This window comes from Rhizobium lusitanum (assembly GCF_014189535.1).
GTDB classification, from domain to species: domain Bacteria; phylum Pseudomonadota; class Alphaproteobacteria; order Rhizobiales; family Rhizobiaceae; genus Rhizobium; species Rhizobium lusitanum_C.
The window spans coordinates 864,477-885,719 of the sequence record NZ_CP050307.1 but is presented as its reverse complement, the minus strand read 5'-3'; the positions used below and the strand labels follow the sequence as shown (position 1 = coordinate 885,719).

Here is a 21,243-nt window from a genome sequence, read left to right as displayed (position 1 = left end):
TCCTCCCCGGTCTATCCATGGAAGAGAGTGTCATAGAGCTCCCCAACCCGTTGATGATATCGGTCTGCGGAAAAACGAGCAGCCTGCTTCGGGCCAACCTCGGCGTAATGCGAGCAAAGTCCGTCATCCTGTGCGAGGCTGGATATGGCCTTGCGCATGTCATCAGTATTGTACGGGTCGACCAGCAAGGCGGCCTTGCCGGCAATCTCGGGAATAGATCCTTCCGTCGAACTGAGCACAGGAGTTCCCAACTGCATGGATTCGAGCACCGGCAATCCGAAGCCCTCGTAAAGCGAGGGGAAAAGCACGGCTCGCGCGCCCCTGATCAGGCTGATGAGCAGAGGATAGGAGACGAAATCGAAACGCTGGATCTGGCGTTGCGGAATGATTCGATCATCGGCGCGCCGAAAGAACCGAAAACGCTCGTCGTCGATCAGCTCCTGCGTTGCATCGCCTTTCCAGCCGGGGGCGCCGACAATGATCAGCGGCAGATCCGTCTTGCTGGCGAGGTAAGCCTCAATCAGGCGCGCAATATTCTTTTTCGGCTCGAAGGCGCCGAAAAATAGGAAGTATCCCTTCCAGTCCAGATGGAAGATGCCGGCGATCTCGTCGGCCACCACGTCGTCAGGCTTGGCGCGGAGTGCGTCCGGCACTTGGACGGCTTGGTAGGTATTGCTGACGCGCTTTTCATCCACGCCCAGCACCTTGATGATATCGGCGCGGGAGGTTTCGGAGACCGTGATGATGTGATCGGCGCGCTTCACCAGCGACCGCAGCATCCTGTAGTGATAGCGCTTGTCGTCCTCGGTCAGATAAGGCAGCCGCAACGGTACGAGATCGTGGATCGTATAGACATTCAATGCTTTCTTCGCGGCGATCGGCATCGGATAGGTACAATGCAGAAGATCCGGCTGGTTTTCGAAGCTTAAGGCGAGATTGTTGCCATAGCGCTTGAAATGATGACGCGCGAGATTGAACAGGTCGTTCGAGGCGTAGAGCAATCCGGAATCGCCAAGTTGTGCTTGAAGCGACTTCAGGATGACCGTGCCGTTCAGCGGAATGGGTACGGGCTTCAGGCCGAACGGAGCGGCAATGCGTCGCCGCAGCCAGCGCCGGGCAATGAAGAGCGGTCCTGTTGGACGTTCGCTGCTATCATCGAACAGGATGACCTCTCGCAACATCGGGTCGCGTGGGATGTTTCCCTGAATGCCATGGACCACGCCAGTCTTGTAGCCGAGGGCCTGCGCCGTCGACATCAGGCTACGGGTATAAGTGGCTACACCCGTGCCCTTCTTCAGTGAAAGGTTGAGACCGTCATAAAGAATAGTTTGACTCACGAGCCTCTCCCACCATCGTTACTTACTCGGACGGCGACCTCTCAGGCCGTCGTGTCGCGGGAAAGGACAAGAAGCGCGTCGTCGCCCCCATACACAGTCAGAAGCTGCTCACGGGTGACCGGCAGCGACGCGCCGCTAAAATCGAGACGACGGAGCGACCCGTAGACGGCGGTCAATCGGTCAAGGAAACCACCGGCATCGACATAGCGGCCAGCATTGAATTCGACGACGATAATCGGCTTATGGCGAGCAATCGTCTCGCTCATCCCCTCGAATATGCCCTCCTCCGCCCCCTCGGCATCGATCTTGATGAAATCGATTCGCTCATACGTGGCACAAAGCCGATCGAGCGTCGTGACCGGAACCTGGACCACCGCACCGCTTTCAGTGTTCGGGACAAAGCGATCGGAAACGATCAGTGCATTCTTCGGCTCGCTTCGGGGAATATAAAGCGGTGCCCATTCATCGGTGACATTACTGAGGGCGACAGTCTCGATCTTCGTGCGCCTGGAGAGGCCGTTGAGTTCGACGCTGCGGTTCAGAAAATCTGCAGCGTGGGGATTGGGCTCCACGGCAATGAGCTGACCTTTATCGCCAACAAGCTCTGCCAGCAGCACCGAATAATAACCGAAATTCGCACCGACATCGACGGCGGTCATGCCTTGCTTGACGTTGCGGGCACAAAACAGCGTAAGCCAGATCTCCCAGAAGCCATCGAGCAGGATGTGCGAACCGAAGCCCCTGTCGCGCGTGTCGACATAAAGCTTGTATCGACCAAGGACACGCACCAGAGCCGTATGATCGCCGAGATAAGTGCTCGTCACACGCTGGAGGATGGCCGTCTCGGCCTGGTGCCGATCAAAAGCCATAAGCTCGTGAAGATGAAGCAGCGGTGACGTACTCATGTCAACTCTCCGTGACCAGCCGGTGCGCAGAGCAGTCCGTAAGCCCGACATCATGGTGATGGCCCCTTTCCGCTCGTGTACGCATCTCGATACCCTTCATACTCAAACCAAATATTACGCGATCTTCATCAATTCGCGGCCGCAGCGGATATGCCGACGGATGTGGCAGACAGTGCCTGTGAGGTGAGGCCCTGGAACAAGCCCATGAACTTCTGCACATCGACCGAGCTGGCGTTGGACACGTAAACGATGTCGCGCGGCTGGATTTCGAAACTCTGCATTGCCAGCAACGTCGTCGCGTTCTTCAGATTGAAGCGATAGGCGACTGGAACTGGCCCGCCTCTACGCAGAAGCGGATTATTGGGAGGAACGATCCGGCGCGCGATATCAAGCGGTTCGTAGCGGAGCAGGAATACGCCCGTTACGTCGGCACGGTTGTCCTGGAGCCCACCGGCGCGCGCCAGGGCATTTGCCATGGTGACGCGTTGCGAGCTGAAAGGCACTTCCCCATTTTGTCCGGTCGCGCCCAGAATCGTAAAGGTTCTTGGTTCACGCACCACCGTCACCACGTCTTCCGGGCGCAGCCGTATATTCTCGCGGGGCGACTGGACGATCATCTCGAACGGGAGAGCCATGGTTGCTCCCCTTCTTGTCAGATAAACGACGCTCTCATTGACCCCAGCGCGCAATCCGCCCGCAGTCGCGATCACATCCAGTATACGGTCCCCCGCCGGTGAAAGCGTCACGCGCGCACCGCCAGCGACCTCACCGGTAACGGTCACGGTGTTGGCCGTACTCTGCTGCACCGTCACCAGCGCCTGTGGCTGGACCGCCTTGCCGGCAAGCGCCGCTACCACCATGCTCTCGACTTGCGCAGGCGTGCGTCCAGCGGCATTGATGCGGCCCACATAGGGAATGCCGATCGTCCGGTCGCTGCTTACGACCTGCGGCGGAATGACCACCGAGCTACCGGAAGCCTGCTGCTGGCCGGTGCTGCTGGCAGCCGTTCCAAACAGGCTGCCAGGTGGCGCTTCCCAGAGACTGACGGAAATCACGTCTCCCACGGCAATGCGCAAGCCAGGATCGCGCGGCCCCTCGCCAAATCTGGCGGCGAGGCTCGGTCGCGGGCGCTCCACATTCCGTACCATCGACGGTGAGTTGACGTCGACCAATGCAAATGGTGGCGCCGCCCCCCGGGCCGCTTCTTCCAGGATCCGTGAGGTTTTTGGACCCGAATCAGGCAATCCGCAGCCCGTCAAAAAACAGGCGAGAACACAAAAAATTCCAACTTTTAGCTGCATTACCAATCCCGAGCGGCACAGAGGTAGTTACAATCAATACTGGTCCGCACGCGCATCATGCCGTCCCGACTTCATCATTCCGCTCCCGGGTAAAGCGGAGAATCGACGAGGGACTGAAACCGTACGCATGCTTGTACAGAACAGAGAATCGCCCCGGGTTCGAGAACTGAAGACTCATCGCAAGATCAGTTATACTCTCAGCGTGACCACCTTTAATAGCGCCATGAGCGGCGGCAAGGCGGTAGTTGCACAATATCCCCATCGGACTGTCACCCCGATAGGTCCGGAACATGCGCTGAAGCGCCCGCGGGCTGCAGCTTGCAGCATTGGCAAGATCTTCCAGCATGATCGAGTTGTGCAGATTGTCGCGCATGAAAGCCTCCGCCCTCAGAAGCTGCCGGGGTGCCGTTTCCAATGCGCCACGTGTAAACGCATCGCACAGATTGTGCGGTAGCTTTGCGAAAAGCTTGACCAGCACCAACTCGTTGTAGGCTTTGGCAAGCATGACCCTTTCGCCCGGACGGGCCGACATGAGATCTTTCTCAGCCTGCCTCAGGGTCTGGTACAGCCCCTGCGCTCCACCCTGACGAAAACTGACAGGAGATAGAGCAAATTCCTGCACATAGGGCCTACCCGTCAACTCCTCGAAATGTTGACGCAACACAGCTTCCGGAACCTGGAACATCAGCCAGGAACTCCGTGGCTTTATCTCGAGCCGCTTTCCCATCCGGTCGCTGATGCTTGCGACATTATTAGCTGAAATACGCACAGTCTTGCGCGTGCGCCTGTCATATGCCTCCACCTCCCCCGCGAGGACGAAGACAATGCTGACGCGAGGCATGTCATGCTTGGCAACCCCCTCCAGGCTACCCGAATGCTCAGCGCTAATGATAGACGCTGATTGGAGGGGCTGCTTGCTGAACTTAAACGAATAATCTCCGCCGGGATCCGACGGCACCGTCCATTTCCAGTTCGGCTCTAAAACATCGAGATTGCGAACAATCGCATCACGAGAATACACCTCAAAGGTGCCCACGCATTGCTCGACAACTCTTCCCAACATAGTCATCTGCTACCCTACTCAAAATCTAAAGTTGCATCCCAACAATTGCAAGCACTCGATTTTCATTTAGGCCAGACTTCGCGAATTCCATTTAAGGGTGAGACCATAGGCGCACTCCTTTAGTCGTCCTAACACGGCATAATCATTCAGCTTAAATTACATTAAGCCCCGTTAAATTAGCATAGTAGATTTCTTCCGAATAGTACAGATCGTGACAATGTTATACATATTTGCGTCGCGGGGCTTCTCCCGTAAGGCGTGAACTTTTTATTAAGACGACATCAGACAAAAAGCGGCCATTGACGTATTTGCTCGTATTACGAACAACGGTCTTAGGTTGCAGAATGAATCACTAAAATGCAAGGTCAAATCCGGACGAAAACAGTTGCCTGCCGAAGGGACAAAAGCATCGGTAGATTCGCTCCCTGCAAGAGCGAGTATCATGAGTAACCGCTTATAATAGGAATTAATTTCAACTTCGCTAATTTAGTATAGCTTAGTTGAATAAGTTTGTGACGGCCCGTGCGCCACTCCAATCCATCTGCATGGCAAGTTTCAGCCGGAGGCCAGCAAACGGCCATCGCTCAGGGATATTGTATCATTTTGAGACGATCTGCGGAGGGAATCGGTCTGCTCGAAACCGGGGATCCCTAAAAACGGTTCGATCAAAGTGTCGAATAGATACGGAAGGCATACTCGACATCGTCAAAAACACGGCCTCGACCGTTCTTCAGAACCAGTGCCGAGGTGCAGATATCGCTGATCACATTTAAGTTATGGCCGACCACGATCATCGAGCGGTCCTTCCGCTTGACGAAGAGTTCCTCGAAGGAACGGGTCTGAAAACGCTTGTCACCGACAGCCATCACCTCATCAATGAGATAGCAGTCAAAGTCGATGGCCAGCGACATGCCGAAGGCTAGGCGCGCGCGCATGCCTGACGAATAAGTCTTGAGCGGCATGCGCAGATATTTGCCGAGGTCGCTGAAATCCTCCACCATATCGCGGATTTCATCGAATGGTTTGTCATAGATGCGCGATAGAAACCGCATGCAGTCGTAGCCCGTCATAGATCCACCAAAGCCGCCACTGAGCGCGATGGGCCAGGACATGGACATGGTACGAACGATCTTGCCGGAGGTAGGCTCCTCGATTCCGGCAATCAAACGCACAAGCGTGGATTTGCCGGCGCCGTTGTGGCCGAGGACCGCGATCTTCTCCCCGCGCGAAATCGTAAAGTTGATGCCATCAAGCACGCGCCGCATACGACCGTGAACCTCGTATTCCTTGACGATATCGAACACGCCGACGATGCCTTCCGGCAGCGCCGAGGTGTCGTTCTGCGGCGGCTCCTTTGGAGCTGCAAACCCTGCGAGGCTGGTAGGGATACTGTTCATTGCGATTCCGCGTGTTCCAGAACTTGGGAGACAAAGAACTGCACGATCATGTAGATGGCGCCGCATATCGCCAGGAACATCAGAAACGACTTGATGCGCTTTGGATAGAGAGGATGATCAGGCAAGTTCGGATTGGAAATGCGCTCGAGATAAAGCTGCTGACGTTGCGCATCGATCTTGGCATTTTCCAGCGAGGTGGTGGCTGAAGCCAACATCTTAGCCGCCATTTCCCTTTCCAGAAGAAGTTGCTCATATTGTGCGATGCGTGGCGCCATCGAACTGTCGCTACCCACGACCCGCGCCCGCTCGTCACTGACCTCGCGCTCCATCGCGGTCACCCGAGCCCGTAATGCTTCCCCCTGCGGACTCTGCGGCGCCTGCTGGTCAAGAGCGGCCAGTCGGGCCTTGCTGTCAGCGACATCGTCCGAAAGCCGGGCGATCAGGTCGAGCGCGGACGCCGACTGTTTGGCCGGGTCGATCAGCGTTTCCCGGTTACGGAAATCCGTCAGGTTCTTTTGTGTGGATTCCAGCCTGCCCGCGCTGTCAGTCAACTCGACCTGCGCATAGCGGATAGCATCCCCGCGCGCCCGGTCATTAAGGCGGTTGATGAGCTCTTCGGCATGCTGAAGCAGCGCATTTGCGAGATTGAAGGAGTCCTCTGCCCGGAAGCCATACACCTCCAGAGTGGTCACGCCGCTGCCGCTATTGGTATCGACCTTGACGAAATTCTTGTAGTGCTGGAACAGCTCCTCATTATTCGCCTCGGTCCACGGCAGCGGATACCGGTTAAGGAAGTCCCCCTCCGGGCGGGACATGATATCCTTCAAACCGTTCTTTGCAGCGAGTTCGTCCACGGCTGCGCGCGACATCATGAACTCGCTTACGATATAGCTGTCGTCCTGCGCCCGCACGAAGCCCGTGCTTTGCAGGAAGCCGCTGAGTAGGCCCGCCGCGTTCCGGTTGGGACTGCGAACCACGAACTGCGTCTCGGAAACATACTGTTCGGCACTGATAAAAGCGTAGTAGACGGCGCCGAGCAATCCGGGGATCACGAGCATGAAAAGCAGCAGCAGATGCGACCGCAGCCAGCGTGCGCGTACGCTCCACCAGCTCAGATTTCCACCGGAAGCCGTAGCGGACGCGCGCACGGTTACCAGCGTTACGAAATCGGTGAACTCCTTGTTGTTCTCAATGCGGGTCATATGAGGGCCGTCAAATCTCTCTCACTTAGAATAAAGGGGACATCTCCGTAGCTTTCCGGGGTCATCATCAAGACGTCAGAGAGCCTCCCATTTCGCTCATGCCAAATCATCATGTCTCGCGGGTGTACAACACGGAAAGAGACATGAATTTATGCGACAGGTTCCCATATATCCTTCTAAAGTCAAATATATTTCTTAGCTAATAGATATTTTCTCCTTATAAATTCAAATAGATGCCGTCCTGTCGCAATTAATACTTCCGCGGCGTGATCCGTATGGCGTGGGTACAATGTCGCAGCAATAGATGTCAGCTACTTAGCCGCTGATCCTTCATTGCTGTTCAAGGAATTCGGAATGGGAAAGTTCGGAGGAGTCTCTGATCGCGGCAGCAATTTTGTAAATCTGCGCGATCACATGAACTTCAGGGCGGCCAATCACTCCCGGTCGCCCATTGGCGACGCGTCCGCTTCGAAGTCTGTCGTCCTCCTCCTGCAGGGGCCGGTCGGCCCGTTCTTCAACACACTGGCAAAGGCTCTCACCGCCGGGGGCTACGATACGTTGAAGGTCAACTTCAACGGCGGCGATTGGCTATTCTCCCATGGCAAAGGTGCCGTGAATTTTTGTGGCACGACCGATGCTTGGGCAGACTGGCTAGCGGCCTTCATCAAAAGAGACGCGCCGCTGGTCATCGTACTCTTTGGCGACTGCCGCCCGTATCACCGGACGGCCATTGATGTCGCGAAGCAGTTGGGCGTGCCTGTCCTTTGCTTCGAAGAGGGCTACGCCCGCCCCCATTTCATTTCCTGCGAGTGGGGCGGCAACAATGCTCGCTCGCCGCTACGCATCGGTGCCCCCCAGGCTGGCGATGCGGAAACGCCTTTGGAGCCGGCAGAAATGATGCGCGGCAACCTGTTTCGGTCGATGGCGATGGAAGGGATCGCTTATTATGTGGTGAAGGCGCTGGGTGCCCCATTCTTTTTCGGCAACGAGCATCATCGCAACCGGGCGATCTTGTCGGAAGTGATCCTTTGGACGCGCAATTTCTATCGCAAACTGCGCTATTACCCCAGGAACAACAACCTGACGGTCGATCTGATCGAGAATCAGGAAGGGCGTTACTTCGTCGTCGCACTGCAGGTCCATGACGATCAGCAGCTTCTCAGCCATGGCCGTGGCTGGACAATGGAACGGTTGATCACCGAAACGATCAGATCCTTCGCACGCCGCGCGGACCCGGCGCATCAACTGGTCTTCAAGATTCATCCCATGGATCGCGGGCACAGGAGCTATCGGCCCTTCGTGAAGCAACTGGCCATGCTCTGCAAATGCGAAGACCGCGTGCAGGTGCTCGACGACGGATCGATCGGTCTTCTCATTCGCCATTCCCTCGGCCTCATCACCGTCAACAGCACGTCCGGTCTTCTCGCGCTCAACCACGGAAAGCCGCTTCTGGCGCTCGGCGATACATTCTACGGCGCCGAAGGGCTTGCGAACCTGCCCAGGAATGACGCGCTGTCTGCCGCCGCCATAGACGACTTCTGGGAAAACCCGATCGCTCCACAAAAGGATCGGGTACAGCAATTCGTGCGCCACATGTATCGTCAGAGCCTCATCAACGGCAGCTACTATCTCCGCGCCTATATTGAAAGCACAGCCGAACGCGTCGTGCAGCGCCTTCACGCGCAACTTCCTTCCGCCGCTGGCGCGAAGACGGTCGCCTTCCTCCACCCCGACAACACAACTCTGCTCGAACAGCCGGATTTCGGCGGTCGCAGCGGATCGTGATGTGGGATCAGGAGATTGCGGATGTTTTCAGATTTCACACTTTTTCCCAATGAGGAGCGGCCGATATCGGCAGAGCAGAGTGAGCGTGCGTTCTGGCTACCGCCAACGGATGCGCGACTTCTCGCCTTCCTTCCAACGCGCTGGCGCTTCCCGTTGATCGGCTCCACGCTCTCAGCATCGCTTCAGCCGATCGAACTTGCAAGAGGAACGGCCGACGGCGTGGTTGGTTGGGGCGACAAGCCGCTTGCGCGCATTGCCCGCCGCTACGCTCAGATGCGCAAGCTTCCCTATTGGACCCTGGAAGACGGCTTCCTGCGCTCCGTTGGCCTCGGCAAGGCCGGGGCCCCCTCGGTCTCTCTCATCGCGGATGATCTTGGCATTCATTTTTCGGCTCATACGGCGTCCCGGCTGGAGACATTGCTGCAGGACGGGATCCCCGGCGCCGATCTGGCACGGGCAAAGAAACTGCGTGAATGGATCGTCCACGAGCGGCTTTCCAAATACAACCATCTGCCCGAAGGAAATATCTCGCTTCGGCCCACGCGCCGCAAGCGCATCCTGCTGGTGGACCAGGTCGTCGGTGACCGCTCTATCGCCGGTTCAGGTGCCAATGCCGAAACATTTCTGAGGATGTGGGGTGCCGCGAGCGCCGAGAGCAACGCGGATATCATCATCAAGAGCCACCCCGATGTCGTGGCCGGTCGCGCGCGAGGCTATCTGGCGTCGCATGCGCGAGATAGCCGTGTCCAACTCGTCGACGGCGCCGTTTCTCCGCATTCGATCCTGGACATTGTCGATGAAGTCTGGACGGTCTCGAGCCAACTCGGCCTGGATGCACTGCTGCGCGGCATGACCGTCGTGACATTCGGCATGCCGGCCTATGCCGGATGGGGCCTGACGCAGGACCGCGCCGATAGCCTTGTCGCTGCCGCCGCGCGCGCGCGCCGGACACGCCGCGTTAGTATCGACGAACTCGCCCATGCGATGCTTCTTCAATATTCTCTCTATGTCGATCCGGTAACGCGCCAGCCAATCCAGGCGGAACAGGCTATCGAGCGGCTCCTGGAATGGCGGCGGCGCGCGTCTTCCCTGTCCGGTCACTATCTCTGCCTCAATTTTGCGCTGCATAAGCGCTCGGTCCTGCGTCGTTACCTGACCAGCCCTTCGTCGAAAGTCCGGTTCACCAACCGACCCACGGTCGCCCAGATCCAGGCGGCAGACAAGATCGTGCTGTGGGGCAACAGCGCTCCACCCGAGGAAAGCGCCTTATGGAAGCAGGGAAGCAGGCGGCCGATCATTCGGGTGGAAGACGGCTTTATCCGCTCCGCTGGGCTCGGGACATCGCTGGTCCCTCCCTCTTCGCTTTGCTTCGATGCCGAGGGCATTTATTTCGATGCGTCCAAGCCGAGCGGGCTCGAAACGATTCTGAGCACCGCGGACTTCGATAATGCCCTCCTCGAACGTGCGAGAAGGCTCCGTCACGCCATCGTCTCGACGGGAATCACCAAGTATAATTTACCGGCGCAGCCCTCGCCCGACTACCGCGAGCAAGCCAAGGGACGAGCCGTCGTCCTCGTGGCCGGACAGGTACCAAACGATGCCTCGCTGCGGCTTGGCATGGCAAGCCACGATTCCGATACCGAGCTTCTGAGAGCCGTCCGGCGCGTACGCCCCGATGCATTCATCGTCTACAAACAGCATCCCGATCTCCTCGCCGAGCCCTTCATGCATCCGGGCCAAAGCCGACCGCCGCACGACATCGCCGACCTCGTCGTCGGCAATATCGATCTGAACCATCTGCTTAACGCGGTCGATGAAGTCCATGTCGCGACCTCGCAGATTGGCTTCGAGGCGCTTCTGCGGGAACGGTCGGTATGGTGCTACGGGCTGCCTTTCTACGCCGGCTGGGGTCTGACCCACGATGCTGTCGTTTCGCTTCGACGCAAGCGAACCTTAAGCCTCGATGCGCTCGTGGCCGGTACGCTTATCCTTTACCCGCACTACTGGTCACATATCGCCGACCTGCCTTGTGAGGTGGAGGATGTCATTGCCGAATTGTACCGCGCCCGCCAGGGCACGGCGCCAGACCCCTCAAAGCGCCGATGGCTGGCCCATATGATCCACATGTCCGGAGTAAGAAGGCTGCGATGAAATCTGTTGTCATGGATATTTCTCGGCTCATTGAGCGGGCGCATTGCTCGACACCGACCGGTATCGATCGCTACGAGCTGCACTATGCGCTTTGGCTCAACGAGCACCGCAAACAAGCTGTGCCATCGAATAGCATCCAGTTTTCGCAAGCGCCGTCATTCATCGAAACCGGCTATCATGGGGCAATATCCGTCGGAACCGCGCGGGCGGATAGCCTGATCTCGACCCTCAACGACCGCTGGGCCACAACGGAACTCTCCTCCGCCCAGAGGGCCCTTCTTGAGCGAATCTTTGCCGCGATCGACGGCAAAATTTCCTGGCAACCGGCGCCTGCGCCGAAGGGGTTTGAGGCGCCGTCCCGGAAGCTGCGCAAGCTCGCGCACATGGTCACCACCCACTTTTCCCATGGCCTGCCGGTGCCCCGAAACGCCTCATTCATGCATGTCTCCCATAGCCGTCTCGAGCGGACCTCCGCTTTTTCCTGGCTCAAGGAAGCGAGTCGCGATGGCATATTCTATGTGCATGACCTCATTCCCTTGTCCCATCCTGAGTTCGTCCGGCCCGGGGAACCAGAACGGCACCGGCGCAGGATGGACACGGTGTTGCAGCATGCAGCGCTCGTCCTTTGCAACTCTCAAGTGACTGCCCGTGCCCTTCGCACCTACGCCCAGGAGAGCAATCGGAAGCTACCCTCGATTGCCGTGTTACCCCCTGGGGTCGAGCAGTGCTTCCTGAAGCCGCCGCAGGATATTGAGCATCCCAAAAATCCCTATTTTGTCGTGCTCGGAACCATCGAACCGCGCAAGAACCACATGTTGCTGCTCAGTCTCTGGCAACATCTGGCCGAACGCGACGGCTCCAAAGCGCCGCGCCTGGTGATCGTCGGGAAAAGAGGCTGGGAGAATAGTCACATCCTTGCGATGCTCGAACGTTGCCCTGCCCTGCCAGGACTTGTGATCGAGGTGCCGGGATTGGAAGATGCCGCATTGGCACGGCTCGTTTCCGGTGCCGCAGCGCTACTCGCACCATCTTTCGCGGAAGGATATGGCATGCCGATCACCGAAGCGCTCGCACTGCGCACGCCGGTCATCGCTTCCAACATCGCATCGCATCGGGAGGCCGCCGGCATCGACGAGGCGATCTTCCTGAACCCGCTCGACGGCCTCAACTGGCGCGCGGCAGTGGATGCGATCACAGCTTCGCCGCTGCGCCGGACAAGGGCAAGCGCCGCGAACCGATGGGATATGCATTTCTCGGACCTGGAAACCCTGATCGAAAGTGACGTTGCCGCGCGCCGCTATTCCGCGCAGCGCGCGCCGCAGCGTTTGCCGACGATGTCACTTGGAGCGTTGTCATGAACATTAAGATGAATTCAGCAAGAGGCGATAGCCGCATCGAAAAGGAACGGGACATTTTCACGTCGCCAGCAGGAGGAAGGGCCAGCACTGTGACCAGCTACTACGATATTGAAAACTGCTACAAATTTATCCTTGGTCGTCCGCTCAACGCCGACGAAAGAGATGCCATAGCCAAGAATCTCCTACAGCTCACCGACATACCGCTGGAGGAACACCGCAGACGCTTTCTCTCCTCGGCCGAATTTCACAACCGCCATGGCGAGCTGCTTTTCAACAATTTCATTCCGAAGTCGATCGTCGTGTTCTTCGAAACGAAATACAATTTCAAATTGTATCTAGATCTTCGACAGTACCATATTTCGTTCGGGATCATGAGCGGCGAATATGAAAAATTCGATGTCGGACTGATCAAGGCGATCGTACCGGATGACGGCCACTTCATCGATGTTGGCGGCAATGTCGGCTACTATTCGCTCTCGGTAGCCGCCCGCCCCGCTTTCAAAGGCAAGATACTTGCCTTCGAACCACTGCCGAAGCTTTGGGACCTCTTCAATCGCTCTATCCAGGAAAATGGCTTCGCCGACCGCGTCAGTGTCCGGCAGCAGGCTCTTGCCGACGAGCCAGGGGAAATGCGGCTCAGCAATGCCGAGGACACAAGCAACGCAGGTGCGACGAGGTTGGTTGCCGACAGCGACACCGCGAAAACCAACCGGTCCGTCGAAGTCGAGACACTCGATCGGGTGATCGGCGGTATGCGGCCGGATGCGATGAAGGTGGATATCGAAGGCGCCGAAGGCCTTTTCCTTGAGGGAGCAAAGCGCACTATCGCGGTGCACAAGCCGACGCTGTTGATGGAGATCAATCGCGACATGCTCGCCGTCCTGTCGAAAACAACGCCTGGCTCCATTCACCGGCGCTTGTCTGAACTGGGTTACAGCATCTGGAGCAGCACTCGGGAAGAGGTGACGCAGGTAGAGACGGCCGCCGAACTCGACCGGGATTTCTCGATCGGCAAGGTGGGGAATATTCTGGCCATTCACGAGGATCGTATGGACCAGGTGCGTGAACGCCTGCTGCCTATCGGCGTGGAATTGGCCGTGAAACCAGCAGCGCCGACAGAGTCCAGGGCAGCTGACAATTCAGTGAAAGCAATGAAGCCGAAGACCAGGCGAAGCCGCGTGAAGGAGGCTGCGCTCTAACCAGCCGCCGCGTCCGGGTTCGTAGGGGATGTCGGATCGTTGGTGCTTGATATGGGGGAAATACAATGAACGGGTTAATCGCATGAGCGTCATCGCCTATTATGGCTCATGTCCCAGCGAGGAATTTGTAAAATATGCCTTTCCGGAAAGCAGGCTCGATTTCTTCTGCTATGGAATAAACGTCGCCAGCTTCATGGATGACAGGAAAGCCAGCATCAAGGGCATCGAGCAATGGCCTGAGCAAATCAAGAAGAAGTTGCTCTACGAGGCAAAGAAGGGCTTTCGCAACAGGCTGAAGGAAGCCGCTCCGCAAACGCTTGTTGTGGACTTTTCCCGCGCGTCGCGGGCCTCGATCATGCGTTACAAGAATAGTGTTTTGACAGTTCCCTACGAACTGCTCGAAGCCGGTCCGCATCAGCAGCACGAAGCGTTCAGCCTTTTCAAGGTCATACCTTTTGGCAATCGCGAATTCTGGAAGCTTGTGACCGACGCACTGCAGAAATTCTGCGAATTCCTGACTGCCGAGCTGCCGGAGACGGAGGTAATCCTTCTCGACGTCCCGCCCACCGCCGACTATCGCGGGACGCTGACCGATAGCAACACCTACATGACGGATTTCTGCCGGTGGCAGATGCGTTATCCGATCTGCCGCATGCTGATCGACTTCTGCCTGGCACGCATCAAGAACAGCCGCGTGCTAACGCCACCAGTGCCGATCTACTCCGACGACGCCGCACTTTATGGGCCGGCGCCGATGCATTACGCGGCGGAAGTCTGGATGGAGACGGCTAAAATCTACCACGCCAATGGTGGCTTTAGCGGACTGTCGCGTTCGTGCGACCTTGTGTCGACGCTCACCAACTATTCCGGGCTGATGGAAGCCTTTTCCAAGACCGCCTTATCGAATCCGGATCTCCAGAGGTTCGGTCTCGATATACTGCACGGCGCACTGCCTTACTTGTTTGCGAAAATCCAAAGCCCCGCTCGTAGCCATTTTGTCGAGCCTGTCGAATCACACGACGTTGTCGCGGCTTTTCGCTGGATCCTGGGTCGCGAGCCGGAATCGGCCCTGACCTTCCTTAATCACTATGCTCTCTCCAATCGCAAGGAGCTGCGAGACACGCTGCTACGCTCGTTCGAGTTCCAGAACCAGGTGAAATACTATGCCAAGCAGTGAAGCCATTAGGCAGATGAGCAACGGCGCTCTATTCGAACTTCACATGATGACGCGCCCAGTTGACGAGAAAGAGGCCAACGGCGGTGGTGAACAGGCAACATTTGAAAATGTAGCCGACATCATAAAAGGATTTCACCGTATCGCCGAATACGCCGGCGCGAAACATTTCGAAGCAATGGACGAGCGGAACATAGAGTGCAAGTTTCTGCACTCCGCTCGGCAGCCAGGCGACCATGAAAAACATGCCGGAAATCGGCAGCGTAAGATATTGCATCGGCTGGACGAACTTTTCCACGAACTCGAATCTTTCCGATGCGGCGGCGAAAATCAGCCCGACGGCAAATGCAAACCACGCCATGAACAACCAACCTGCCAGAAGCAATCCGAGATTCTCGTAGGGCGGCATGAACCCAGCCAGTCGAACCACGACATAGACGACGATCAGCGCTGCCGTTGCGCCGGCGACCTCCAGAAGCGCTCTGGAAATGAGGGCGTCAGGCAGGCGGATTTGGCGATGGTACATCAATGGCAAATTCTGGCGCAGACACGAGACCGCATGACCCGTTACATGGCGCCAGAGGGTCAAAGGCATGTAACCGCTGAGAACGAAGGCGACGACCGCAAGCCCGTGCGCCTCGTGCCTCAAAAGAGTCCACATGATCATCACGCCGCCCGTGAGGATCATCGGCTCCAGCATCAGCCAGAGAAAGCCGATGTTCTCCCGCCCGTAGCGCGACACGACTTCACGCATGATCATGGCGCCGAGAACACGAGCTTGAATTTTCAATCCTGTGATGAACTGCCCGCGACCACGAGATTCACCATATGTCGGGTCCATGCGGGAGTCTCCATTTCTTCGCCCGAGCGTTATCGGCGGGTCACCCCACGATACCGGCGAAGGCTCCCCGCTCAATCTCCTTTGCGTCAGCTTTGGACAATTACGGTACGTGAAGCGCCGATGTCTCGATATGTCCGCAAGCAATCAATTGGAAAGGTGCTGCCATGGCTCTCATAGCGTCCGAGGCTAAGGACAAGGTGCCTGAAGAAAAGAAACGGCCGCAGCCATTCGATTACAGGGCTCCGCTGCCAGCTTTCAAGCCGGCGAAAGCCGGTAAACGCCGAAAACACTCCAAGCGGCGGTACATGTTCCTGCTGGTTGTCCTCATTCCCACGTTGGCTGTCAGCGTCTATTATGCCCTCTTCGCGTCGCCGATCTTCGTGTCTGAAGCTTCGTTCGTCGTGCGTATGGCCGCACCGCCATCCTCGAGCGCCTTTGGCAACCTGCTGCAGAACAGCGGGATAACACGTTCCCAAGACGACACTTTCTCCGTTCAGGAATACATACGCTCGCGCGAAGCCCTTAAGGAGCTCGGGGAGGAAATGCCCGTGCGCGCAATTTTCGGAAGTCCGCAGGCCGACTGGTTGATGCGTTATCCACGCTTCTGGGAGAACAATAGTGAGGAGGAACTCTACCAGTATTACTCGGATCGCGTCGAAGTCATCCATAATGATACGACCGGCATAACGGTGTTGCGGACCACCGCCTTTCATGCGCACGACGCCTATGACTTGAACAACACCCTGCTTGCGCTAGGAGGCAAGCTGCTGCTGCGCATGAACGATCGCGCCCGTGGAGACGCCGTTCGGTTTGCCGATAACGAAGTGAAGGAAGCGGAACAGCAGGTTATCGACGCGCAAAAGAAGATCACGACCTTCCGCAACAAGGAACTGATGATCGACCCGAATGCCAGTTCCACCTCCATGATCGAGCTCATTAGTCAATTGTCCGTCCAGTTGGCCAATGCGCGAGCCCGCCTTGCCGGGATGCAAAAGACCGCGCCCGATAGCAACGCGGTACCGTTCGTGACGAGCCAGATCGCCGCGCTCGAACGTCAGATTGAAACGGAACGCGGCAAGATGGTCGGCAATGATAGCTCCATCGCCCCGAAAATCGCGGATTATGAGAGCCTGGTCCTGATGCGGGAGTTCGCCAACAAAGCAATGGTCACCGCACTCGATGCACTCGAAGCGGCAAGGGCCGATGCGCGCCGGCAGCAGCTCTATCTGGAAGTGGTGGTACCGCCGCATCTGCCCGACGAGGCCGAGCTGCCCCTTGCCCTCAAGAACATTCTCATCGTGTTCCTGACCACCGGCCTCGCCTATCTGCTCGGCTGGCTCCTGCTGACCGCGATCCGGGATCACGACAGCGGCTAAGCGCAATGCGACATGGCCGACGCCGGCCGGCCATGTCAGTCCGCCTGCCAGAAGCAGGTATAGATTTCCCCCATGCACGAACGGATTTCACGCTCGCAGATGGAATTGGGGGCAACGTGACCATAGAGGTGAAATTCGGCGTCACGGGCAAGAATATAGTGTTGCAAGGCAGCGCCTATATCACGCTTGGCCTTGTTAAGGTGCCCGAGCTGGATCTCCACGTCGCTTAGCGAGGCCGGCTGATTGGTCTTCGCATACTCGCGATAGGCTTCGTAAAGCTGTAGCGCCTCCTCGAAATCACCGGCTTCCTTGGTCACATTCGCATAGACTGCGATCAGATCGATTTCCCCGTCAACTGTGACCAGGCTCCGCAATTGCTCGCGCGCCTGCTGCCATTGCCCCGAATGCACAAGCTCCAGAGCCTTCTGTCGCCTGCGCTCTATCCCAGAACGAGACAATCGCAAACCTGCCGCATCGACATGTCGTGTGATTTCAGGATCATTCGGCGCCAGGGCGCTCGCGCGGTTATACCATTCGAGCGCGGCTGCCGGATCGTTCATCTTGTTGTGGAGATGGCCAAGCTGTAGATGAATGTCGGCATCGTGCGGCTCATTGTCGAGGAATTGCCGATACGCTTCCAGCGCGGCGTCGAAGTCCCCGAGTTCCTTGTAGGCATGGCCGAGCTGGACGAACAGGTCGATCCGTGTCCGGTTTCGCTGCAGCGCCTCGTGATAATAGAATGCCGCGCTTGCCCAGTCTCGCCGGTCACGAGCGGCATCGGCCTCCACCAATGCATTAACCGATACGCCGACCTCTGCCTTGTCATCCGTCGTGTGGCCGGCACGCAGGAATGTGGATGCGATGCGAAGCTCTCGTCTCATGGTACCTGCCGCATGGAGATGTTGCGAGGACGCAGCCAGGAATCGTCCGGGCTGCGCTCATGGACGCGTATGCGCAACTCGACGAAGCGGTGCTCCTGCCGGATGGCGACGCACAAGGTCCCCGAAAACGAACCCGTCAATGTAATGCTCTGAAGGAAGTCCAGGCCTGAATTTGCGACGATTTCAACATCCAGCCTGGCATTCGGCGCCTGAACCAGATCGAGATCGAGCAGCCAGGTTCCCTCGGCAAAACTACGCTTGGGGCCAGTCAACAGCCAACCGGGCTGGACTTTCCAGTTCCCCTCGTGGATCTGAAGCGGTTGGCGCAGATGATCGGGAGCAATCATCCAGCCGACATTCTCGACTTCGCGGACAAAGACAGCCGTGGCCTGGCCATCCATATCAACCAGCAAACCCGCCGGTGAGAGGCGGGCATCGGACGGATCGGAGTTTGCGTGAACTTCGCTTTCGTTTTCGGGCAGCAGTGTGTCCCAGAAAGCCGTCTGACCGTCCCGGCGCGCAATGGCCACGATCTTCTTCACCACCGCTGCCCGAGTGGCAACGCCGCGTCTAAGGTCGAATTCCAGTCCAATCCGTTCCGACGATGTCGGATCGCGGCCGCAAATCCGCGAGAAAGCATAACGGAGGAACGTCGGATCGTCGCCCGGTGCGAACCGGGTGAAGTTTTCAAGGATGGCATAATGATCCGGCTCACGTCGGATCGCCTGAATGCCGGATCGCTCGTTGAGCAGCGACGGAACGGGGCGGCGCGCCTTGATCGCATCGACGACGCGTAATCGGTTGGTTCCACCGCGAATGGCGTTCGCAAGGGCGAGCCTGTCTTCCAGTGTCAGATCTATCTCCGTCAGATCCAATGCCGTTGCCCAGGCATCGACAAAGGATTCGGCCGGCAAGGTGAATATGTCCTTCGGAACAACATTCACGGGCTGTTGTCTATGCAACTCGGCGACGGTCAATATTGCCCCCTAACATTTGTTCGATCGCTATGACGTGCCGCGCAGCAGTGCGCGGATAGGAATACCAATGTGCCGCCTGAAGGCGTTCGTTATCGCGCATCTTCAGCAATAGCGGGTTCTGGGCGAGACTGAGGAGCGCCTCGGCGATGCATTCGATTTCCGTACTTTTGACGACATGGCTAATCGGCCACATATCGCGCAAAACCGGTGAGCGAGAGCATAACAGCGGGCGGTTCACGCTCATTGCAATGCGTGCGGCCCCTGTCGCCGTTTCGGTGGAGTGACCATAAAGGAAGGAAAGCAGGTCGCAGCTCATCAGTTCGCGACGCAACTCCTCCTCGGGCACGAAATCGAAGCGCGCGGTCACATGCTCCGATAAATCCAGATACTCGATCAGGTTCTCGATGGCGGCCCGCGCGGCGCGCGATTCATCGTTCAGAACCATGCAGTTCAAGAGTTTCAGCCGCAATCTCGGATCGTAGGTTCGAGCCTCCGCGAACGCGAGCACGAGGCGATCGATATTCTTGTGCGGCATCAAGAAACCGAAAGAGCCGATAGTGAACTGCGATGGATCCGGCTTAGGCGCATTCTCCGGTTCGAGAAGGACGCCATGCGGTATAACGATCGCATTCGAATGCCCCGCTGCCGACAATGTCGCGGCGTCCTCCGCCGAATGCACGAAAACGACATCGAAGGCTTTCGTCCATCGCAACGAACCACCGCGAAGAGCCTCCTTCACGCTGTGCATCGTGAGGACTCGCAACCGATGCCTGGTCAACGGTAATCCCTGCGCAAGCAACTCCATGTCGGGCGTGGAGAAATGGCCCGGATGATGCTGCATCCACAGCACATCCGCCCGCCCGTGCTCGAGCCTCGCAGCGAAACGCTTCAGCGAAGAAAGATCGTAACCCCAGAGCCGAGACATGCCGTGAGACGACGCGGTTGTCTCTTCCTGCGATTGTTCCGGCAAGGCGTCGTTCATGATCCGCCGGGCAAAGATATGGTCGATCTTGTTCGAAAAGGCTGGTTGGGAATAAAGATGCTCCGAATAGGTCGCAATGCCGCATTGCTGCTGCCATGAGGAGATCAGATCGATCGTCCAATCAAACTTCGCTTCAGCAGCAATACGAGGTGGCTTGGCCAAGGCGGCAAGGACACGGCGCGCCACGGCATGCCAGGTGAAATGTGCCGCGAGCAATTTCTGCGCCCGTTCGCTACGGGCCTTGGCCTCGTCGGGATGATCCAGCACCGCACGCATCTGTGCGCCCAGATGTTCCACGGACGGTTCGGCCCAAAGACTGAAGGAGCCCGCCACATGAGCTCGGGACGCCGACATATGGTAGTCGACCAGCCAGGCGGTGTCAGGACGGCAGAAGTCGAGTTGCCCGCTGTAATTTGTCGTCACCACGGGCACATCGAGCCGCATGGCTTCGGCCAAGGGTAAAGCGAAGCCTTCGCCGCGGCTGGGCGCAACCACCATGGCGGCGGAACGATAAAGAGCTAGAAGCTGTTCATCGTCATAATATTGGTCGATGACGACGATCGGAGGCGCGTCGGAAAGCTGCTCGCGCTTCTCTGCCAGTACCGACGCCAATATGCTATCCGGATTTGGAAAGGTCTTTATCACCAGTTCCACTGCGTCTTCCGGCCGGAAGCTGCGCAGATATGCATCGATCAAAACATCGATGCCCTTGCGCGGGAAGCAGGAGGAGACGTGGAGGATGCGTTTGCGCCCGTTTTCTGGCAAGGGCGAGACCGGGTTACCGCTGGGGATCGACGCATGATCACAGCCATTGCCGATGACCTCGATCGGAATTGTCACCCCGGATCGCTGGAAGGCGTCGCGAACAAAATTCGCCGTCACCAAGATAAGATCGAGATCCTGGTTGAACCTGTCCACCAGATACTGCGGGAATTCAAGCTCTTCCCACGCAAACCCGACATAGGCATTGACCTGCCCGATCATGTCGTGTGTTTTTGGCGGCCAGGTATTTCTGAGGTGAATGTCAAACCGCTCGTTTGCGGGGTAGTCGTCGCGCATATGACGCATGATGTCAGGCGCGGCAACGAGGCGGGCATCGGTCTGCCAATCGTCCTCAGCCGTATGACATATGAGATTGACTCCGAGATCGATCAGCGCGCGGGCCAGATGGCGATTAACGATAGCAAGGCTATAGTCGCCTTTAAACACACCGTCGAAAAAGACGGTCTTGCCGGAAAATTTTTCAATCAATGATTTTTCGTCGATGCCCCCAGCATCGAGTGAATAGGGCGACACGACACCTTCATAACGCAT

The 21,243-nt window shown here is 57.5% G+C and carries 16 protein-coding genes; 6 read left to right on the top strand and 10 right to left on the bottom strand.

Annotated elements, in window-relative coordinates; translation table 11 throughout:
* Positions 1 to 11: 11 nt before the first annotated feature.
* From HB780_RS07105 to HB780_RS07080, 6 genes are all read right to left on the bottom strand, one after another.
* A complete protein-coding gene (locus HB780_RS07105; protein ID WP_183689325.1) occupies positions 12 to 1,337 on the bottom strand; it encodes a glycosyltransferase family 4 protein in 1,326 nt (441 codons plus the stop codon).
* 41 nt (positions 1,338 to 1,378) lie between these two features.
* Entirely contained in the window at positions 1,379 to 2,242 is an 864-nt protein-coding gene (locus HB780_RS07100; protein ID WP_286202996.1) for an FkbM family methyltransferase, read from the bottom strand.
* Between the two features lie 128 nt (positions 2,243 to 2,370).
* Positions 2,371 to 3,390 (bottom strand): polysaccharide biosynthesis/export family protein, encoded by a 1,020-nt coding sequence (locus HB780_RS07095; RefSeq protein WP_286202995.1) that lies wholly within the window; start codon positions 3,388 to 3,390, stop codon positions 2,371 to 2,373.
* 208 nt (positions 3,391 to 3,598) lie between these two features.
* Positions 3,599 to 4,612, bottom strand: coding sequence for a helix-turn-helix transcriptional regulator (locus tag HB780_RS07090; RefSeq protein WP_183689322.1), 1,014 nt, complete (start codon positions 4,610 to 4,612; stop codon positions 3,599 to 3,601).
* 659 nt (positions 4,613 to 5,271) lie between these two features.
* Positions 5,272 to 5,919 carry an ABC transporter ATP-binding protein gene (locus tag HB780_RS07085; protein ID WP_183689637.1) on the bottom strand — a complete coding sequence of 216 codons (648 nt, stop codon included), beginning with the start codon at positions 5,917 to 5,919 and terminating at the stop codon, positions 5,272 to 5,274.
* Positions 5,920 to 5,999: 80 nt separating this feature from the next.
* Positions 6,000 to 7,205 carry a KpsE/RkpR family capsule polysaccharide export protein gene (locus HB780_RS07080; RefSeq protein ID WP_183689321.1) on the bottom strand — a complete coding sequence of 402 codons (1,206 nt, stop codon included), beginning with the start codon at positions 7,203 to 7,205 and terminating at the stop codon, positions 6,000 to 6,002.
* 354 nt (positions 7,206 to 7,559) lie between these two features.
* On the opposite strand from HB780_RS07080, the gene HB780_RS07075 reads away from it, so the two are divergent.
* The 5 genes from HB780_RS07075 (at position 7,560) to HB780_RS07055 (ending at position 14,875) form a co-directional block, all read left to right on the top strand.
* Positions 7,560 to 8,990, top strand: a complete 1,431-nt coding sequence (locus HB780_RS07075; RefSeq protein WP_183689320.1) for a capsular biosynthesis protein — start codon at positions 7,560 to 7,562, stop codon at positions 8,988 to 8,990.
* Positions 8,991 to 9,011: 21 nt separating this feature from the next.
* The gene (locus HB780_RS07070; RefSeq protein WP_183689319.1) at positions 9,012 to 11,141 is read left to right on the top strand and encodes a capsular polysaccharide biosynthesis protein; all 2,130 of its coding nucleotides are present in this window, start codon (positions 9,012 to 9,014) and stop codon (positions 11,139 to 11,141) included.
* Positions 11,138 to 12,499, top strand: a complete 1,362-nt coding sequence (locus HB780_RS07065; RefSeq protein WP_183689318.1) for a glycosyltransferase family 4 protein — start codon at positions 11,138 to 11,140, stop codon at positions 12,497 to 12,499. Before HB780_RS07070 ends, HB780_RS07065 begins: the two co-directional genes overlap by 4 nt.
* On the top strand, positions 12,496 to 13,698 hold the full coding sequence (locus tag HB780_RS07060; RefSeq protein WP_286202994.1) for an FkbM family methyltransferase: 1,203 nt from the start codon (positions 12,496 to 12,498) through the stop codon (positions 13,696 to 13,698). The genes HB780_RS07065 and HB780_RS07060 overlap by 4 nt, the downstream gene beginning before the upstream one ends.
* 82 nt (positions 13,699 to 13,780) lie before the next feature.
* Positions 13,781 to 14,875, top strand: a complete 1,095-nt coding sequence (locus tag HB780_RS07055) for a DUF6270 domain-containing protein (RefSeq protein ID WP_286202993.1) — start codon at positions 13,781 to 13,783, stop codon at positions 14,873 to 14,875.
* 28 nt (positions 14,876 to 14,903) lie between these two features.
* On the opposite strand, the gene HB780_RS07050 is transcribed toward HB780_RS07055, so the two are convergent.
* Entirely contained in the window at positions 14,904 to 15,713 is an 810-nt protein-coding gene (locus HB780_RS07050) for an ABC transporter permease (RefSeq protein WP_183689316.1), read from the bottom strand.
* 197 nt (positions 15,714 to 15,910) lie between these two features.
* Here HB780_RS07050 and HB780_RS07045 point away from each other — a divergent pair, with 197 nt between their 5' ends.
* The gene (locus HB780_RS07045; RefSeq protein ID WP_286202992.1) at positions 15,911 to 17,089 is read left to right on the top strand and encodes a KpsE/RkpR family capsule polysaccharide export protein; all 1,179 of its coding nucleotides are present in this window, start codon (positions 15,911 to 15,913) and stop codon (positions 17,087 to 17,089) included.
* A 35-nt stretch (positions 17,090 to 17,124) separates the two neighbouring features.
* Here HB780_RS07045 and HB780_RS07040 read toward each other — a convergent pair whose 3' ends face one another.
* Genes HB780_RS07040 through HB780_RS07030 form a run of 3 tightly spaced genes read right to left on the bottom strand, consistent with a single transcriptional unit; the run spans position 17,125 to position 21,243 of the window.
* Entirely contained in the window at positions 17,125 to 17,970 is an 846-nt protein-coding gene (locus HB780_RS07040) for a tetratricopeptide repeat protein (protein WP_183689314.1), read from the bottom strand.
* Positions 17,967 to 18,914 (bottom strand): hypothetical protein, encoded by a 948-nt coding sequence (locus HB780_RS07035; protein ID WP_286202991.1) that lies wholly within the window; start codon positions 18,912 to 18,914, stop codon positions 17,967 to 17,969. Before HB780_RS07035 ends, HB780_RS07040 begins: the two co-directional genes overlap by 4 nt.
* 10 nt (positions 18,915 to 18,924) lie before the next feature.
* A complete protein-coding gene (locus tag HB780_RS07030) occupies positions 18,925 to 21,243 on the bottom strand; it encodes a glycosyltransferase family 4 protein (protein ID WP_183689312.1) in 2,319 nt (772 codons plus the stop codon).

What these genes read in the sequence shown, in the direction of transcription:
- HB780_RS07100 (WP_286202996.1), bottom strand. Translation starts at nt 2,242, where the DNA reads ATGAGTACGTCACCGCTGCTTCATCTTCACGAGCTTATGGCTTTTGAT.
- HB780_RS07095 (WP_286202995.1), bottom strand. Translation starts at nt 3,390, where the DNA reads ATGGTACGGAATGTGGAGCGCCCGCGACCGAGCCTCGCCGCCAGATTT.
- HB780_RS07090 (WP_183689322.1), bottom strand. Translation starts at nt 4,612, where the DNA reads ATGACTATGTTGGGAAGAGTTGTCGAGCAATGCGTGGGCACCTTTGAG.
- HB780_RS07080 (WP_183689321.1), bottom strand. Translation starts at nt 7,205, where the DNA reads ATGACCCGCATTGAGAACAACAAGGAGTTCACCGATTTCGTAACGCTG.
- HB780_RS07075 (WP_183689320.1), top strand. Translation starts at nt 7,560, where the DNA reads ATGGGAAAGTTCGGAGGAGTCTCTGATCGCGGCAGCAATTTTGTAAAT.
- HB780_RS07070 (WP_183689319.1), top strand. Translation starts at nt 9,012, where the DNA reads ATGTTTTCAGATTTCACACTTTTTCCCAATGAGGAGCGGCCGATATCG.
- HB780_RS07065 (WP_183689318.1), top strand. Translation starts at nt 11,138, where the DNA reads ATGAAATCTGTTGTCATGGATATTTCTCGGCTCATTGAGCGGGCGCAT.
- HB780_RS07060 (WP_286202994.1), top strand. Translation starts at nt 12,496, where the DNA reads ATGAACATTAAGATGAATTCAGCAAGAGGCGATAGCCGCATCGAAAAG.
- HB780_RS07055 (WP_286202993.1), top strand. Translation starts at nt 13,781, where the DNA reads ATGAGCGTCATCGCCTATTATGGCTCATGTCCCAGCGAGGAATTTGTA.
- HB780_RS07050 (WP_183689316.1), bottom strand. Translation starts at nt 15,713, where the DNA reads ATGGACCCGACATATGGTGAATCTCGTGGTCGCGGGCAGTTCATCACA.
- HB780_RS07040 (WP_183689314.1), bottom strand. Translation starts at nt 17,970, where the DNA reads ATGAGACGAGAGCTTCGCATCGCATCCACATTCCTGCGTGCCGGCCAC.
- HB780_RS07030 (WP_183689312.1), bottom strand. Translation starts at nt 21,243, where the DNA reads ATGCGTTATGAAGGTGTCGTGTCGCCCTATTCACTCGATGCTGGGGGC.